The organism is Stutzerimonas kunmingensis (assembly GCF_021432085.1).
Classification (GTDB): Bacteria; Pseudomonadota; Gammaproteobacteria; order Pseudomonadales; family Pseudomonadaceae; genus Stutzerimonas.
Genome location: NZ_CP090366.1, coordinates 1,822,293 through 1,836,298 on the forward strand (window position 1 = coordinate 1,822,293; position 14,006 = coordinate 1,836,298).

General features: G+C 62.4%; 14 protein-coding genes. 9 read left to right on the forward strand and 5 right to left on the reverse strand.

Going from position 1 to position 14,006, the window contains the following annotated elements; all coding sequences use genetic code 11:
* The first annotated feature begins 82 nt into the window (after positions 1-82).
* From LW136_RS08680 to ispD, 7 genes are all read left to right on the forward strand, one after another.
* Complete coding sequence (locus tag LW136_RS08680; protein WP_125897187.1) at positions 83-1,033, forward strand: acetyl-CoA carboxylase carboxyltransferase subunit alpha; 951 nt, start codon at positions 83-85, stop codon at positions 1,031-1,033.
* A gap of 144 nt (positions 1,034-1,177) precedes the next feature.
* Positions 1,178-2,467, forward strand: coding sequence for a tRNA lysidine(34) synthetase TilS (gene tilS, locus LW136_RS08685; protein ID WP_228207283.1), 1,290 nt, complete (start codon positions 1,178-1,180; stop codon positions 2,465-2,467).
* Positions 2,468-2,635: 168 nt separating this feature from the next.
* Entirely contained in the window at positions 2,636-4,267 is a 1,632-nt protein-coding gene (locus LW136_RS08690; RefSeq protein WP_125862397.1) for a CTP synthase, read from the forward strand.
* Positions 4,264-5,109: a 3-deoxy-8-phosphooctulonate synthase gene (gene kdsA / locus LW136_RS08695; RefSeq protein ID WP_042925650.1), complete on the forward strand. Its 846-nt coding sequence runs from the start codon at positions 4,264-4,266 to the stop codon at positions 5,107-5,109. Before LW136_RS08690 ends, kdsA begins: the two co-directional genes overlap by 4 nt.
* A gap of 33 nt (positions 5,110-5,142) precedes the next feature.
* On the forward strand, positions 5,143-6,432 hold the full coding sequence (eno, locus tag LW136_RS08700) for a phosphopyruvate hydratase (RefSeq protein ID WP_234174981.1): 1,290 nt from the start codon (positions 5,143-5,145) through the stop codon (positions 6,430-6,432).
* A 142-nt stretch (positions 6,433-6,574) separates the two neighbouring features.
* Positions 6,575-6,853, forward strand: a complete 279-nt coding sequence (gene ftsB, locus LW136_RS08705) for a cell division protein FtsB (protein WP_014819920.1) — start codon at positions 6,575-6,577, stop codon at positions 6,851-6,853.
* Positions 6,850-7,566, forward strand: a complete 717-nt coding sequence (ispD, locus tag LW136_RS08710) for a 2-C-methyl-D-erythritol 4-phosphate cytidylyltransferase (protein ID WP_234174982.1) — start codon at positions 6,850-6,852, stop codon at positions 7,564-7,566. The genes ftsB and ispD overlap by 4 nt, the downstream gene beginning before the upstream one ends.
* A 32-nt stretch (positions 7,567-7,598) precedes the next feature.
* Here ispD and LW136_RS08715 read toward each other — a convergent pair whose 3' ends face one another.
* The 3 genes from LW136_RS08715 to LW136_RS08725 form a co-directional block, all read right to left on the reverse strand.
* Positions 7,599-8,765, reverse strand: a complete 1,167-nt coding sequence (locus LW136_RS08715) for a baeRF3 domain-containing protein (RefSeq protein ID WP_125897191.1) — start codon at positions 8,763-8,765, stop codon at positions 7,599-7,601.
* A 75-nt stretch (positions 8,766-8,840) separates the two neighbouring features.
* Positions 8,841-9,155, reverse strand: coding sequence for an HPF/RaiA family ribosome-associated protein (locus LW136_RS08720; protein ID WP_104097127.1), 315 nt, complete (start codon positions 9,153-9,155; stop codon positions 8,841-8,843).
* A gap of 125 nt (positions 9,156-9,280) precedes the next feature.
* Entirely contained in the window at positions 9,281-10,192 is a 912-nt protein-coding gene (locus LW136_RS08725; protein ID WP_234174983.1) for a LysR family transcriptional regulator, read from the reverse strand.
* Between the two features lie 163 nt (positions 10,193-10,355).
* Here LW136_RS08725 and LW136_RS08730 point away from each other — a divergent pair, with 163 nt between their 5' ends.
* Positions 10,356-11,471: an S-(hydroxymethyl)glutathione dehydrogenase/class III alcohol dehydrogenase gene (locus tag LW136_RS08730; protein WP_041013633.1), complete on the forward strand. Its 1,116-nt coding sequence runs from the start codon at positions 10,356-10,358 to the stop codon at positions 11,469-11,471.
* 89 nt (positions 11,472-11,560) lie between these two features.
* Positions 11,561-12,415 carry an S-formylglutathione hydrolase gene (gene fghA, locus LW136_RS08735; RefSeq protein ID WP_256449925.1) on the forward strand — a complete coding sequence of 285 codons (855 nt, stop codon included), beginning with the start codon at positions 11,561-11,563 and terminating at the stop codon, positions 12,413-12,415.
* 125 nt (positions 12,416-12,540) lie between these two features.
* On the opposite strand, the gene LW136_RS08740 is transcribed toward fghA, so the two are convergent.
* Positions 12,541-13,590, reverse strand: coding sequence for an alkene reductase (locus LW136_RS08740; protein WP_044314628.1), 1,050 nt, complete (start codon positions 13,588-13,590; stop codon positions 12,541-12,543).
* Between the two features lie 38 nt (positions 13,591-13,628).
* Positions 13,629-13,931: an ArsR/SmtB family transcription factor gene (locus LW136_RS08745; protein ID WP_003285796.1), complete on the reverse strand. Its 303-nt coding sequence runs from the start codon at positions 13,929-13,931 to the stop codon at positions 13,629-13,631.
* Positions 13,932-14,006: the final 75 nt, after the last annotated feature.

Sequence of the window (14,006 nt, forward strand, 5' to 3'; positions counted from 1 at the left end):
GAATGCGCCCGTCCCGTAAGGTAAGGCGCAAAAAACGGAACAGCCTCCCGGCCGCCTGGCCGTCGACGCATGACGGATGCCTATGAACCCGAATTTCCTGGATTTCGAACAGCCGATCGCCGACCTGCAAGCCAAGATCGAAGAATTGCGCCTGGTTGGTAACGACAACTCGCTGAACATCGGCGATGAGATTGCCCGCCTGCAGGACAAGAGCGAATCGCTCACCGAAAGCATCTTCGGCAATCTGACCAGCTGGCAGATCGCCCGCCTGGCTCGCCACCCGCAGCGCCCCTACACCCTCGACTACATCAATCACCTGTTCAGCGAGTTCGAAGAGCTGCACGGTGATCGCCACTTCTCCGATGACGCCGCTATCGTGGGCGGTACTGCGCGTCTGGACGGACAGCCGGTGATGATCATCGGTCATCAGAAGGGCCGTGAGGTGCGCGAGAAGGTACGCCGTAACTTCGGCATGCCGCGCCCCGAGGGTTACCGAAAGGCGTGCCGTCTGATGGAGATGGCCGAGCGCTTCAAGATGCCGATCCTGACCTTCATCGACACCCCGGGCGCCTATCCGGGTATCGATGCCGAAGAGCGCAACCAGAGCGAGGCCATTGCCTGGAACCTGCGCGTCATGGCACGTCTGAAGACGCCGATCATTGCCACCGTGATCGGTGAGGGCGGTTCTGGCGGAGCCCTGGCTATTGGCGTCTGCGACCAGCTGAACATGCTGCAGTATTCCACCTACGCGGTGATTTCGCCGGAAGGCTGCGCCTCGATTCTCTGGCGCACCGCCGAGAAGGCACCTGAAGCGGCCGAGGCCATGGGTGTGACGGCTGAGCGTCTCAAGGACCTGGGCATCGTCGACAAGGTGATCCCGGAGCCTCTGGGCGGCGCCCACCGCAATCCTGCCGTCATGGCTGCGGCCATGCGTGAGCAGCTGAACAGCCAGCTGCATATGCTCAAGTCGCTGGATACCGATGCGCTGCTCGCGCGCCGCTATGAGCGCCTGATGAGCTACGGTATCGCCTGATCCGTCACGCCTGATCCGCGTCTCGATTTCACCGTTCGAAATCGAGACGCGAAAGCCACTGGGTTGATCGCCCCCAACGTCCTATCGCTGCTTCTGCCGCCGGGCTTTATGCTTGCCGTCAACGCCGGTCATCGAAGCGCTCGTATGTCCCTCGACTCCCTCCTGCTTTCAGCTCTCGCACCTTGGCGTGGTTCACCGACGTGGTGGGTCGCGTTGTCTGGTGGTCTTGATTCGACCGTCCTGTTGCATTTGCTGGTACGGCTCGCTGGACAGCATGAGTTGCCTGCGATTCGCGCGATCCATGTGCATCATGGCCTGCAAGCCGCTGGTGAGGGCTGGCCGGCGCATTGCCAGGCGATCTGCGACGGTTTAGGAGTTCCTTTGCAAATGGTCCGCGTGAAGGTCGTGCCTGGCGCAAGCCTGGAGCGTGCGGCGCGCGAGGCTCGCTATGAAGCGTTCTCCGAATGCCTGAGGGAGGGCGAGCTGCTCCTGACAGGTCAACACCGTGACGATCAGGCCGAAACTGTGCTGTTTCGTCTGCTTCGTGGGGCTGGCGTGCGCGGTCTGGCAGCGATGCCGGTGGAGCGGTCGCTAGGTCTGGGCAGACTGGTGAGACCGCTTCTCGGCGTATCGCGCATCGAACTCGAGGCGTACGCCCGGCGCAACGCATTACGCTGGGTCGAGGATCCGAGCAATCAGGATCACAACTATTCGCGCAATTTTCTGCGCCGCGAGGTCATGCCGCTTTTAAAGCGGCGCTGGCCGCAGGCGGCTTCGAGTATGGCTCGAGCAGCGGCTCATATGACTGAAGCGCAGCAACTGCTGGACGAGCTGGCGCAACAGGATCTGCTCATTGCGAACATGGCCAGCGCTTTTGAGTGGCTGCGCCTGCCGAGCCTTGCGCTACCGCCGTTGCGAGCATTGACGCCGGTGCGTCAGCGCAACGCGCTACGTCATTGGCTGGCGAGCTTCACGCTGGCGCCGGATGAGGATCACTGGGCCGGCTGGGCGTCGCTGCTGAATGCCCGGCCGGATGCCACGCCGCGATGGTGCTTGGCAGGGGGCGAGCTGCAGCGCACTGGCGAGCGGGTCTGGTGGCTGCCCGATAGCTGGCTTGAGCCGGTTGTCGAGCCGATCGACTGGTCGGATCCGTCCACAGCCCTGGATCTCCCAGGCAATGGCATGCTTCGAGGGGAGGGTGAGCCACCTGCCGGTAAACTCCAGGTCCGCTATCGGCACGGTGGCGAGGCGCTTCTCGTGCCTGGCCGCGGCCGGCGCGACCTGAAACGTCTGCTTAACGAGGCTGGCGTTCCCCATTTTGCGCGCAGTCGTCTGCCATTGCTTTACTGCAATGATGAACTGATCGGCGTAGCCAATCTGCCACTCCTGGCTAACGGGCGGTTCGCCCTGTATTGGTGCGTGCCGGACTTCTAAGTGGTTTGAGCTGATAAGGCCTTTCCGGTAGACTACGCTCCCGTCTCAATACAGCTTCTGCGGTTTCTTCGAATCCGTGGCAGTTGCGCTATTGCCGCTCGCGAGCAATGGCATCTTCGCTTTCCCCCGGCGGCGCCGGCCGCTTAACGCAGACTTCTAGGGTTTTTCATGACGCGCTACATCTTCGTCACGGGTGGTGTTGTTTCTTCATTGGGGAAAGGCATCGCCTCGGCTTCATTGGCGGCCATCCTGGAGGCGCGGGGCCTGAAGGTCACGATGCTCAAGCTTGACCCTTACATCAACGTCGATCCGGGCACCATGAGCCCGTTCCAGCACGGCGAGGTGTTCGTCACCCACGACGGCGCCGAGACCGATCTCGATCTGGGGCACTACGAGCGGTTCATCCGCACCCGCATGACCCAGAACAACAACTTCACCACCGGTCGCGTATACGAAGACGTGCTGCGCCGAGAGCGCCGGGGTGATTACCTGGGTGCGACCATTCAGGTCATTCCGCACATCACCGACGAGATCAAGCGTCGCATCATCAAGGGCGCCGGCGATGCCGACGTTGCCCTGGTTGAAGTCGGCGGCACCGTCGGGGACATCGAGTCGCAGCCGTTCCTTGAGGCGATTCGCCAGTTGCGCGTCGAAGTGGGCGCCAAGCGCGCCATGCTGATGCACCTGACGCTGGTGCCCTACATCGCCACTGCCGGCGAAACCAAGACCAAGCCCACGCAGCATTCGGTGAAGGAGCTGCGCTCCATCGGCCTGCAGCCTGACGTACTGGTCTGCCGCTCCGATCGTGCCATCGACGTTTCCTCGCGGCGTAAGATTGCGCTGTTCACCAACGTAGAAGAGCGCGCGGTGATCAGCCTTCCGGACGCCGATACGATCTACAAGATTCCAGGCATCCTGCATGCCCAGGGCCTCGATGACTACGTGGTCGAGCGCTTTGGCCTGGAGTGTCGTGGTGCCGATCTCTCCGAATGGGATCGTGTCGTCGATGCCAAGCTGCACCCGGAGAAGGAAGTCACCATCGCCATGGTCGGTAAGTACATGGAACTTCTGGACGCCTACAAATCTCTGATCGAGGCGATGAGCCACGCTGGCATCCAGAGCCGTACCAAAGTGAACCTGCGTTATATCGACTCCGAAGACATCGAGAATCAGGGCACCAGCCTGCTGGAAGGTGTCGACGCCATTCTCGTGCCGGGCGGTTTCGGCCTGCGCGGCGTCGAGGGCAAGATCGCTACGGTACGTTATGCCCGTGAGAACAAGATCCCGTATCTGGGCATCTGCCTGGGTATGCAGGTCGCGGTCATCGAGTTCGCTCGTGACGTGCTGGGCTGGTCCGATGCCAACTCCACCGAGTTCGACAAGGACAGTGGTCACCCGGTGGTTGGTCTGATCACCGAATGGGAAGACGCCAGTGGCGCGGTTGAAACCCGCAGCGATAACTCTGATCTGGGTGGCACCATGCGCCTTGGCGCGCAGGAGTGCGGCCTCGAAGCCGGCTCCAACGTATTCGAGTGCTACGGCCAGGAGCGCATCGTCGAGCGCCATCGCCATCGTTACGAAGTGAACAACAACCTGCTGCCGCAATTGCAGGCAGCGGGCCTGAAGATTACCGGGCGTTCCGGCGACGGCGCGCTGGTGGAAGTGGTCGAGGCTCCGGATCATCCCTGGTTCGTTGCTTGCCAGTTCCACCCTGAATTCACCTCCACGCCGCGTGACGGCCATCCGCTGTTCAGCGGTTTCGTCAAGGCAGCGCTGGAATACAAGGCGAAGAAGGCATGAGCCAGAAGACCATCCGCGTAGGTAACATCGAGATCGCCAACGACAAGCCGTTCGTGCTGTTCGGCGGCATCAACGTGCTGGAATCCCGCGACCTGGCCATGCAGGCCTGCGAAGAGTACGTGCGGGTGACCGAGAAGCTCGGCATCCCCTACGTGTTCAAGGCCAGCTTCGACAAGGCCAATCGCTCCTCGATCACCTCGTTCCGCGGCCCGGGCCTGGAAGAAGGAATGAAGATCTTCGAGGAAGTTAAGAAGACCTTCGGCGTGCCTGTCATCACCGATGTGCACGAGCCCTGGCAGGCGCAGCCCGTCGCGGACGTCTGTGACATCATCCAGCTGCCGGCTTTCCTCTCCCGGCAGACCGATCTGGTGGTGGCGATGGCCAAGACCGGCGCGGTGATCAACATCAAGAAGGCGCAGTTCCTCGCGCCGCAGGAGATGAAGCACATCCTGCGCAAATGCGAGGAAGCCGGCAACGATCAGCTGATCCTCTGCGAGCGCGGCTCCTCCTTCGGCTACAACAACCTGGTCGTCGACATGCTCGGCTTCGGCATCATGAAGCAGTTCGAGTACCCGGTGTTCTTCGATGTCACCCACGCCCTGCAGATGCCGGGCGGTCGCGCCGATTCGGCGGGTGGTCGTCGTGCCCAGGTCACCGATCTGGCGAAGGCCGGCCTGTCCCAGGGCCTGGCTGGGCTGTTCCTCGAAGCGCATCCGGATCCGGACAATGCCAAATGCGACGGCCCGTGCGCGCTGCGCCTGAACAAGCTCGAGCCTTTCCTTACCCAGCTCAAGCAGCTGGATGATCTCGTCAAGAATTTCCCGCCAATCGAAACTGCTTGAAGCCTTGCAGCTATCTACGGAGTGTTAACAACAATGGCAAAGATCGTCGACATCAAGGGGCGTGAAGTTCTCGATTCCCGTGGCAACCCCACAGTGGAAGCCGACGTGATCCTGGACAACGGCATCATCGGCAGCGCCTGCGCGCCGTCTGGTGCATCCACCGGTTCCCGCGAGGCTTTGGAACTGCGTGATGGCGACAAGAGTCGTTACCTGGGCAAGGGCGTACTGACTGCCGTAGCCAACGTAAATGGCCCGATCCGTGACCTGCTGTTGGGCAAGGACCCGCTCGATCAGAAAGCGCTGGACCAGGCGATGATCGAGCTCGACGGTACCGAGAACAAAGGCAAGCTGGGGGCCAACGCCATCCTTGCCGTGTCGCTGGCTGCCGCCAAGGCTGCTGCTCAGGCCAAGGGCGTGCCGCTGTACGCGCACATTGCCGATCTGAACGGCACCCCGGGCGTCTACTCCATGCCGGTACCGATGATGAACATCATCAACGGCGGCGAGCATGCCGACAACAACGTCGACATCCAGGAATTCATGGTCCAGCCGGTCGGCGCCAAGACCTTCGCCGACGCGCTGCGCATGGGCGCCGAGATCTTCCACCACCTGAAGGCTGTGCTGAAGGCCCGTGACCTGAGCACCTCCGTGGGTGACGAGGGGGGCTTCGCGCCGAACCTGGCGTCCAACGAAGACGCCCTGGCCGCAATCGCCGAAGCCGTCGCCAACGCCGGCTACACGCTGGGTGACGACGTCACACTGGCTCTGGACTGCGCTTCCTCCGAGTTCTTCAAGGACGGCAAGTACGACCTGGCCGGCGAAGGCAAAGTGTTCGACGCCGCCGGATTCGCCGACTACCTGGCCGGCCTCAGCCAGCGCTATCCGATCATCTCCATCGAAGATGGCATGGACGAATCCGATTGGGCCGGTTGGAAGGTGCTGACCGACAAGATTGGCGACAAGGTGCAACTGGTCGGTGACGACCTGTTCGTGACCAACACCAAGATCCTCAAGCGCGGCATCGACGAGAAGATCGGTAACTCGATCCTGATCAAGTTCAACCAGATCGGCTCGCTGACCGAAACGCTGGAAGCCATCCAGATGGCCAAGGCCGCCGGCTATACCGCGGTGATCTCGCACCGCTCCGGTGAGACCGAGGACAGCACCATCGCCGACCTGGCCGTGGGTACTGCCGCTGGTCAGATCAAAACCGGTTCGCTGTGCCGTTCGGACCGCGTGTCCAAGTACAACCAGCTGCTGCGTATCGAAGAGCAGCTGGCCGGCAAGGCACCGTACAAGGGTCGCGCCGAATTCCGCGGCTGATCCGCGGTACTTAAAAAAGGGCGGCGCAAGTCGCCCTTTTTTGTTTCAATCGCTCCGTGCCCGCGTGCAAACTCTTCGTGCCTCCAGAGCCGTCGCTGTTTGCCAATACCCGAATTTCAGCTGAAGTCGTTTCATGCCTTCTATGCGCCGCCCCTACTGGTTGTTCGTCGTACTGATACTGCTGCTGGGTGGTCTGCAGTACCGTCTCTGGGTGGGCGAGGGCAGCCTGGCTCAGGTCAATGGCCTGAACAAGCAGATCGCCGAACAGCAGGGTGAGAACGAGCGTCTCCTGGAGCGCAATCGAATCCTCGAGGCGGAGGTTCTGGAGCTCAAGCAGGGCATGGAGACCGTCGAAGAGCGGGCCCGCCAGGAACTCGGCATGGTCAAAGAGGGCGAAACCCTCTATCAGCTGATCGAATGAGTCCGCGCGATCAGCCTGCCTTCTGGGTCGTCATCCCGGCTGCCGGTGTCGGCAGTCGTATGCGCGCAGATCGTCCCAAGCAGTATCTGTTGCTGGGTGAGCGCAGCATTATCGAACACACCCTCGATTGTTTTCTGAACCACCCGGCACTTGCTGGTTTGGTGGTTTGCATTGCGCCTGACGATCCCTACTGGCCGGCGCTGCCCTGCGCTCGCGATACTCGCGTGCAGCTTGCGCCGGGCGGTCGTGAACGTTGCGATTCGGTACTCAGTGGGCTGCAGCGCCTCGATGAACTGGGCGCGAATGAGCATGACTGGGTGCTGGTGCACGACGCGGCCCGTCCCAATCTTGCGCGTGAGGATCTGGACAGGTTGCTGGCCGAGTTGGCCGATGATCCGGTCGGTGGTCTGCTGGCTGTTCCGGCGCGGGACACCCTCAAGCGCGTAGGTCCGGATGGGCGTGTGGTGGAGACGGTGGACCGCAGCGTCATCTGGCAGGCTTTCACTCCGCAGATGTTCCGCCTGGGCATGTTGTGCGACGCGCTCGAAGCTGCACTCGCGTCCCGTATGCAGGTTACCGACGAGGCGTCGGCACTGGAGTGGGCAGGTCACTCGCCTAGGGTGATAGAAGGGCGGGCGGACAACCTGAAGGTCACCCGGCCCGAAGATCTGGAGTGGCTGGCGCAGCGCTGGAAGACAGACCGCGAGTCTTGAGAACGGCAGGGGTTGCCTGCCCGCCATTTACATCAGAAACGATAGATCGCCGCAGCGCCGGTGCCGGTCGGCATCCGTTCGGTCGGTACCACAACCACGTCTCCACCTTGCTCGAGTGTCCAGATGGTCAGCTCATCCAGCAGGTCGGGTGTGTTGACGTCATCTTCGCTGGTCGGCGTTGCCGTTCCGTCAGTTTTGTCGACATGGCCGGGAATCTGCCGCTCGGCCTCCACCAGCAAGGTGGCGACCCGGCCTTGGCGGGTGGCCTGACCGATATCCTCGAGGTGGTCGGATGCCAGCCCCTGGCCATGGGATGCGCCGAACTGGTTGAGCAAGTCTTCCAGGCGCTTGAGATAGCGCGGCTGCATCACCATCCAGCTTTTCTCACGTAGCTCATTGACGCTCAATGCGTTCTGGCCGGTCTCGATGCCCTCCGGCAGCAGGCAGTCATTGTGGCTGAGGCGTCGGAAGTGCGACTGCTGCTCGGGCAGAGCGGCGAGGATCAGCGGCAGGCCGGATGGGCGCGAGTGATGTTCGGTGATAGCGCGATCGACTTCGCGAAAGTAGCGATCACGGTCCCGGTCGATCTCCGCCTGCTTGCCGCTGCCGCCAGCCTCCACCTGCATCGGGTCGCCGCGTTCGCTGGAGCGGCCATAACCCTGGGGAAACCCACTTTGACCCTTCTCGGTGAGGTCGCTGCCCAGGGCGTCGGCGAGTGTCCGGGGCACACCGTCGTGCAGCTTCACCTCGTCGAGGGCATCACGGTTGCCCTCGAACAAGCGTACCGAGTCGCGCGAGAGGCAGAGGATCTGAAAGCGGTCGGCTGACTGTGCAATGCGTACCAGCGGTTTGAGGTGCATGCGCGCGTTGGCCACGGCCATTTCCGGCACGCTGCGTTGCAGTCGATAGACCTGGAAGTAGTCCTTGGCGGCAAAAGCGGCCAGGCCGTCGAGGCTGTGGTTCCAGAAGTCACTGTTGTCGATCAGGGCGTAGAACGGCTCGAGCAGGGTGTGTGCCTTGTCGCCATGGCCTTGCTGCTTGAGTGATTCTTCCAGCTGCTTGACCAGGTGCTTGAAGCGGATCGGGTCCTGCTGACGCTCGGGAAAGCTGCGATGAGTGGGTTGGTACACGGACAGGCAGGGCCCGTCTCGTTTTGACAGCAGTTTGGTCAGGGTTTCGCGGTCGAGCAGTCGGTTCATGCGTGGCCTCCAGTAGCGGTGGTTCGGTCCCTCGCAGAAGTGTCGATGGCGCGCTCATTGGCCATCGAGGGCCAGTCAGTGGCGGTTGATCTTGTCCAGAACGTGGCTCAGTGCGTGGTTCAGCTTCTCCGCGGCGCCGTTGATTGCCAGGTCCAGCGTTTCGGCCTTGTGGGTGGCCGAGATGGGGTCGTGACCCTTGACCCTCGCCTCCATCTGGCAGCGCTTGTCATGGGGACCGCTCTTGCTGCTGTTTTCGTCGTTGAGATGGACCTCGACTCGGGTCAGGTGATCATCGAAGCGCTCCAGTTCGGTCTCGACCGTGGCCTTCACTCGTTCTTCCAGATCGGCGGTGACGCTGATGCTGTGGTTACTGTTCACCAGAACCTGCATGGTTTCCTCCTGATTGCAGCGCTGCGCTCATCCAGCGCGGGCGGCTCGAAGAGCAGCAGCTACACAGGGTACGACGTGGGGGATTAAGGCGGGTTCCGCGTCATTAGAGGCGTCTGACGCGCGGTTCAGTGCCCGTTCCGGTCGCCGGTCCTGGCGTACTCCGAACGCTTGGCAAGACCGGTCTTGAGGGCCTCGACCAAGAGCCGAACTTTCGGTAGCGGGTAGCGCCGTTGCGGGTAAACCGCCCACACGGCGGTATCTGGCGGCTGATTGCTTTCCAGTAGCGAAACCAGCTCGCCGCGACGCAGCGGCCCTTGCACGTAGTAGTCCGGCAGCTGGCACAGGCCAAAGCCACGCAGGGCTGCATCCAGCACCGCCTCGCCACTGTTGCAGCGCCAGTTGCCGCTGGGCTTGAAGTGCTGCTCGCGGCCCTCGATCTGAAGCGACCAGATGTCGCTCGTGCCGATCAGGCAGTTGTGTCGCGCCAGCTCCGACAGGGTGTGTGGCCGTCCGTAGCGTTCGAGGTAGCTCGGTGCAGCGCACAGGTACATTGCTCGCGGCGCGATGCGGGTGGCAACCAGGCGCGACTCGCCGAGTTTGCCGAGGCGGATGGCCAGGTCGTAGCCCTCCTGAACCAGATCGAGGGTGCGGTTGGACAGCTCGATATCGACGCGCAGTTGCGGATGCTGGGCCATGAATTCGTTCACCAGCGGCACGATGAAGCGCTCGCCATAGGCCACCGCAGCGGTCATGCGTAACAGCCCGGTCGGTGCGCTGTGCAGATCGCTGATGGCCAGAAAGGCTTCGTCACGTTCCTCGATCAAGCGCTGGCAGCGGGTGAAGAAGGTATGCCCGGCCTCGGTCAGCGAGACGCGGCGGGTGGTGCGATAGAGCAAACGCGCTTGCAGGCGTTCTTCAAGGCGCGCGACCTGTCGGCTGACATGCGAGGATGAAACCCGCAGCCGCTCAGCGGCGCGCATGAAGCTGCCGCATTCGGCGACAGCCACGAATTCGTCAAGGCCTTCCCAGCGGCTCATGGGTTCTCCGGTGTCAGATTCCAGCAAGCGGGTTGCAAAGATCCTAACGTGATGAGCGCCGATTGTCCCTCAACAGCAATAATGTTTTCCCGAGGCCATCGTTAATCCCCGTTTGGCCATGAATTACACTCTCTGCTTTCCAATCACATCGAGAGTGATGTCCATGACCATCAAGTCGCGCGCCGCCGTTGCCTTCGGCCCCAACCAGCCTCTGCAGATCGTGGAAGTGGACGTAGCCCCACCCAAGGCTGGCGAAGTCCTGATCCGCATCGTCGCCACCGGTGTGTGCCACACCGATGCTTACACGCTCTCGGGCGAGGATTCGGAAGGCGTGTTTCCGTGCATCCTCGGTCACGAGGGCGGCGGCATCGTCGAGGCGGTGGGTGAGGGCGTCACCTCGGTTGCCGTCGGCGATCACGTGATTCCGCTCTATACCGCCGAATGCCGGCAGTGCAAGTTCTGCAAGTCGGGCAAGACCAACCTCTGCAGCTCGGTTCGCGCCACTCAGGGCAAGGGCCTGATGCCCGACGGCACCACCCGCTTCAGCTATCAGGGCGAGCCGATTTACCACTACATGGGCTGCTCGACCTTCTCCGAGTACACCGTGCTGCCGGAAGTCTCGGTGGCGAAGATCCCGAAAGAGGCCCCGCTGGAAAAGGTCTGCCTGCTCGGTTGCGGCGTCACCACCGGTATCGGTGCCGTGCTCAACACCGCGAAGGTGGAAGAGGGGGCGACCGTGGCGATATTCGGCCTGGGCGGTATCGGCCTGGCAGCGATCATCGGTGCGAAGATGGCCAAGGCCAGCCGGATCATTGCCATCGACATCAATCCGGGCAAGTTCGCCATTGCCGAAGAACTGGGCGCCACCGATTTCGTTAATCCGAAGGACCACGACAAGCCGATCCAGGACGTGATCGTCGAGATGACCGACGGCGGCGTCGACTATTCCTTCGAATGCGTCGGTAATGTGCAATTGATGCGCGCGGCGCTCGAGTGCTGCCACAAGGGCTGGGGCGAATCGACCATCATCGGCGTCGCTGGTGCGGGGCAGGAGATCAGTACCCGTCCGTTCCAGCTGGTCACGGGACGCGTCTGGCGCGGTTCGGCGTTCGGCGGCGTGAAGGGTCGTACCGAGCTGCCTAGCTACGTGGAGAAGGCGCAGAGCGGCGAGATTCCGCTGGACACCTTCATTACCCACAACATGCCCCTGGACCAGATCAACGAAGCGTTCGACCTGATGCACGAAGGCAAGAGCATCCGGACCGTCATTCACTTCTGATCCCCAGGGTGGATAACGCCGTCGCCAGACGGCTTGTCCACCTCGACCGGTGGAAGCCCGCGCGGTTTCCACCTTCGCGAGGCCTGTTCATGACCCTTGAAATCGTTTCCAGCAACAAGAGCTTTGGTGGCTGGCACAAGCGCTACAAGCATCGCTCCGCCAGCCTCAACTGCGACATGGTATTCGCCGTGTATCTGCCGCCGCAGGCGGAGCAGGGCGAAAAGCTGCCGGTGCTGTACTGGCTGTCGGGGCTGACCTGCACCGATGAGAACTTCATGCAGAAGGCCGGGGCGTTGCGGCTGGCTGCCGAGCTCGGCCTGATCATTGTCGCGCCGGATACCAGCCCACGCGGCGCCGGCGTGCCGGACGATCCCGATGGCGCCTGGGACTTCGGCCTTGGCGCTGGCTTCTACCTCAACGCCACCCAGGAACCCTGGGCTCAGCATTACCGGATGTACGACTACGTGGTCGACGAGCTGCCGGCACTGGTCGAGGCGAACTTCCCTGTCTCCGACCGCCGGGGCATCAGCGGGCATTCGATGGGTGGCCACGGCGCGCTGGTCTGCGCGCTGAAGAATCCCGGTCGCTACCAGTCGCTTTCGGCTTTCGCACCCATCAGCAATCCGCTCAACTGCCCGTGGGGCGAGAAGGCGTTCAGCCGCTACCTGGGCGCCGACCGTTCGCGCTGGCGCGAGTGGGATGCCTGCGCGCTGATTGCCGATGCCGGCGAGAAGCTGCCGATGCTGGTCGATCAGGGCGATCGCGATGACTTCATGGAGGGTCAGCTCAAACCGCAGGCGCTGCGTGCCGCTGCGGACGCTGTCGGGCACCCGCTGACGCTGCGCATCCAGCCGGGCTATGACCACAGCTACTACTTCATCGCCAGCTTCATCGATGATCACCTGCGCCATCATGCCGAGGCGCTGAAGGCGCAGGGTGGATGACCGTGAAGCCTCATCCTCACGTCCGGCTCGGCTCGCCGCGCTGGTCGACACGTCAGGTGGAAGCGCGGCAAAAATAAAAAAGGCCCGTCCGGACATGCCGGTCGGGCCTTTCCATCGCCAGGAGCTTAGAGCGACGGATAATCGGTATAGCCAGCCGGGCCCTGGGCGTAGAACAGCTCGGGTTTCGGCTCGTTCAGCGGTGCGTCCTGACGCAGGCGCTCGACCAGATCCGGGTTGGCGATGTACGGAATGCCGAAGGCCACGGCATCGGCCTTGCCCTCAGTCAGCCAGGCGTTGGCCTGTTCCTTGGTGAAGCGTTCGTTGGCGATATAGATGCCACCGAATATCTTCTTCAGCTGTGGGCCGAGGCTGTCTTCACCGGCTTTTTCGCGAGTGCAGATGAAGGCTATACCGCGCTTGCCCAGTTCACCGGCAACGTAGCCAAAGGTCTCGGCGCGGTTGGAATCGCCCATGTCATGGGAGTCGGCACGCGGCGCAAGGTGTACGCCAACACGCCCTGCGCCCCACACGGAGATGGCGGCATCGGTCACTTCCAGCATCAGCCGGGCGCGGTTTTCCAGCGAGCCACCGTAGGCGTCGCTGCGCTGGTTGGTGCTGTCCTGCAGGAACTGGTCGAGCAGATAGCCGTTCGCGCCATGAATCTCGACCCCATCGAAACCAGCTTCCTTAGCGTTCTCCGCACCCTTGCGGTAGGCCTCGACGATGCCCGGAATCTCAGCGGTTTCCAGCGCACGAGGCGTCTCGTAATCCTTCATTGGTCGCACCAGGCTGACATGGCCGGCTGGTTTGATGGCGCTGGGTGCGACCGGTAGCTGGCCGTCGAGGTAGATCGGGTCGGAGATACGGCCGACGTGCCAGAGCTGCAGGACGATCTTGCCGCCTTTGGCGTGCACTGCATCGGTGACCTTCTTCCAGCCCTGAATCTGCTCGGCGGACCAGATGCCGGGGGTGTCCGGGTAGCCGACGCCCATCGGGGTCACCGAGGTGGCTTCGCTGATGATCAGGCCGGCGTCGGCGCGCTGGGCGTAGTACTCGGCAATCAGGTCGCCGGGAACGCGGCCGGGCTCGGCGCGGCAGCGGGTCAGGGGAGCCATGATGACGCGGTTGTTCAGTTCCAGATCGCCGATCTTGATCGGGTCGAAAAGTGTGGGCATAGCAATACCGCTCCTTTACTGGTGGTGCGAAAAGGGACTCAGAGTTCCTGGCCGATGCGCTCGACGAACGACTCGATGATCGCGTCGTTGCGCTTGAAGAAGTGCCACTGGCCGACCTTTTGGCTGGTGATCAGCCCGGCTTTCTGCAGGGTCGCCAGATGGGCCGATACGGTTGACTGCGACAGGCCGGCACGCTGGTCGATCTGCCCGGCACAGACGCCGTTTTCCAGCGAATGGTGCTGCTCGGAGAAATACCGCTGCGGCTCCTTCAACCAGCGCAGGATGTCGCGACGCAGCGGGTGGGCGAGGGCCTTGATGATGTCGTCGAAGTCGTCCGGCATGGGATGGCTCTGGGCTGTATATCGGAATGAGGCGAACTATATATCGTTGTTTTCCGATATGAGATCGATTCGACT

Coding starts and splice junctions, on each gene's coding strand:
- LW136_RS08730 (WP_041013633.1), top strand. CDS start 10,356: ATGACCATCAAGTCGCGCGCCGCCGTTGCCTTCGGCCCCAACCAGCCT.
- LW136_RS08720 (WP_104097127.1), bottom strand. CDS start 9,155: ATGCAGGTTCTGGTGAACAGTAACCACAGCATCAGCGTCACCGCCGAT.
- ispD (WP_234174982.1), top strand. CDS start 6,850: ATGAGTCCGCGCGATCAGCCTGCCTTCTGGGTCGTCATCCCGGCTGCC.
- fghA (WP_256449925.1), top strand. CDS start 11,561: ATGACCCTTGAAATCGTTTCCAGCAACAAGAGCTTTGGTGGCTGGCAC.
- LW136_RS08745 (WP_003285796.1), bottom strand. CDS start 13,931: ATGCCGGACGACTTCGACGACATCATCAAGGCCCTCGCCCACCCGCTG.
- LW136_RS08715 (WP_125897191.1), bottom strand. CDS start 8,765: ATGAACCGACTGCTCGACCGCGAAACCCTGACCAAACTGCTGTCAAAA.
- LW136_RS08725 (WP_234174983.1), bottom strand. CDS start 10,192: ATGAGCCGCTGGGAAGGCCTTGACGAATTCGTGGCTGTCGCCGAATGC.
- LW136_RS08680 (WP_125897187.1), top strand. CDS start 83: ATGAACCCGAATTTCCTGGATTTCGAACAGCCGATCGCCGACCTGCAA.
- eno (WP_234174981.1), top strand. CDS start 5,143: ATGGCAAAGATCGTCGACATCAAGGGGCGTGAAGTTCTCGATTCCCGT.
- tilS (WP_228207283.1), top strand. CDS start 1,178: ATGTCCCTCGACTCCCTCCTGCTTTCAGCTCTCGCACCTTGGCGTGGT.
- ftsB (WP_014819920.1), top strand. CDS start 6,575: ATGCGCCGCCCCTACTGGTTGTTCGTCGTACTGATACTGCTGCTGGGT.
- LW136_RS08690 (WP_125862397.1), top strand. CDS start 2,636: ATGACGCGCTACATCTTCGTCACGGGTGGTGTTGTTTCTTCATTGGGG.
- kdsA (WP_042925650.1), top strand. CDS start 4,264: ATGAGCCAGAAGACCATCCGCGTAGGTAACATCGAGATCGCCAACGAC.
- LW136_RS08740 (WP_044314628.1), bottom strand. CDS start 13,590: ATGCCCACACTTTTCGACCCGATCAAGATCGGCGATCTGGAACTGAAC.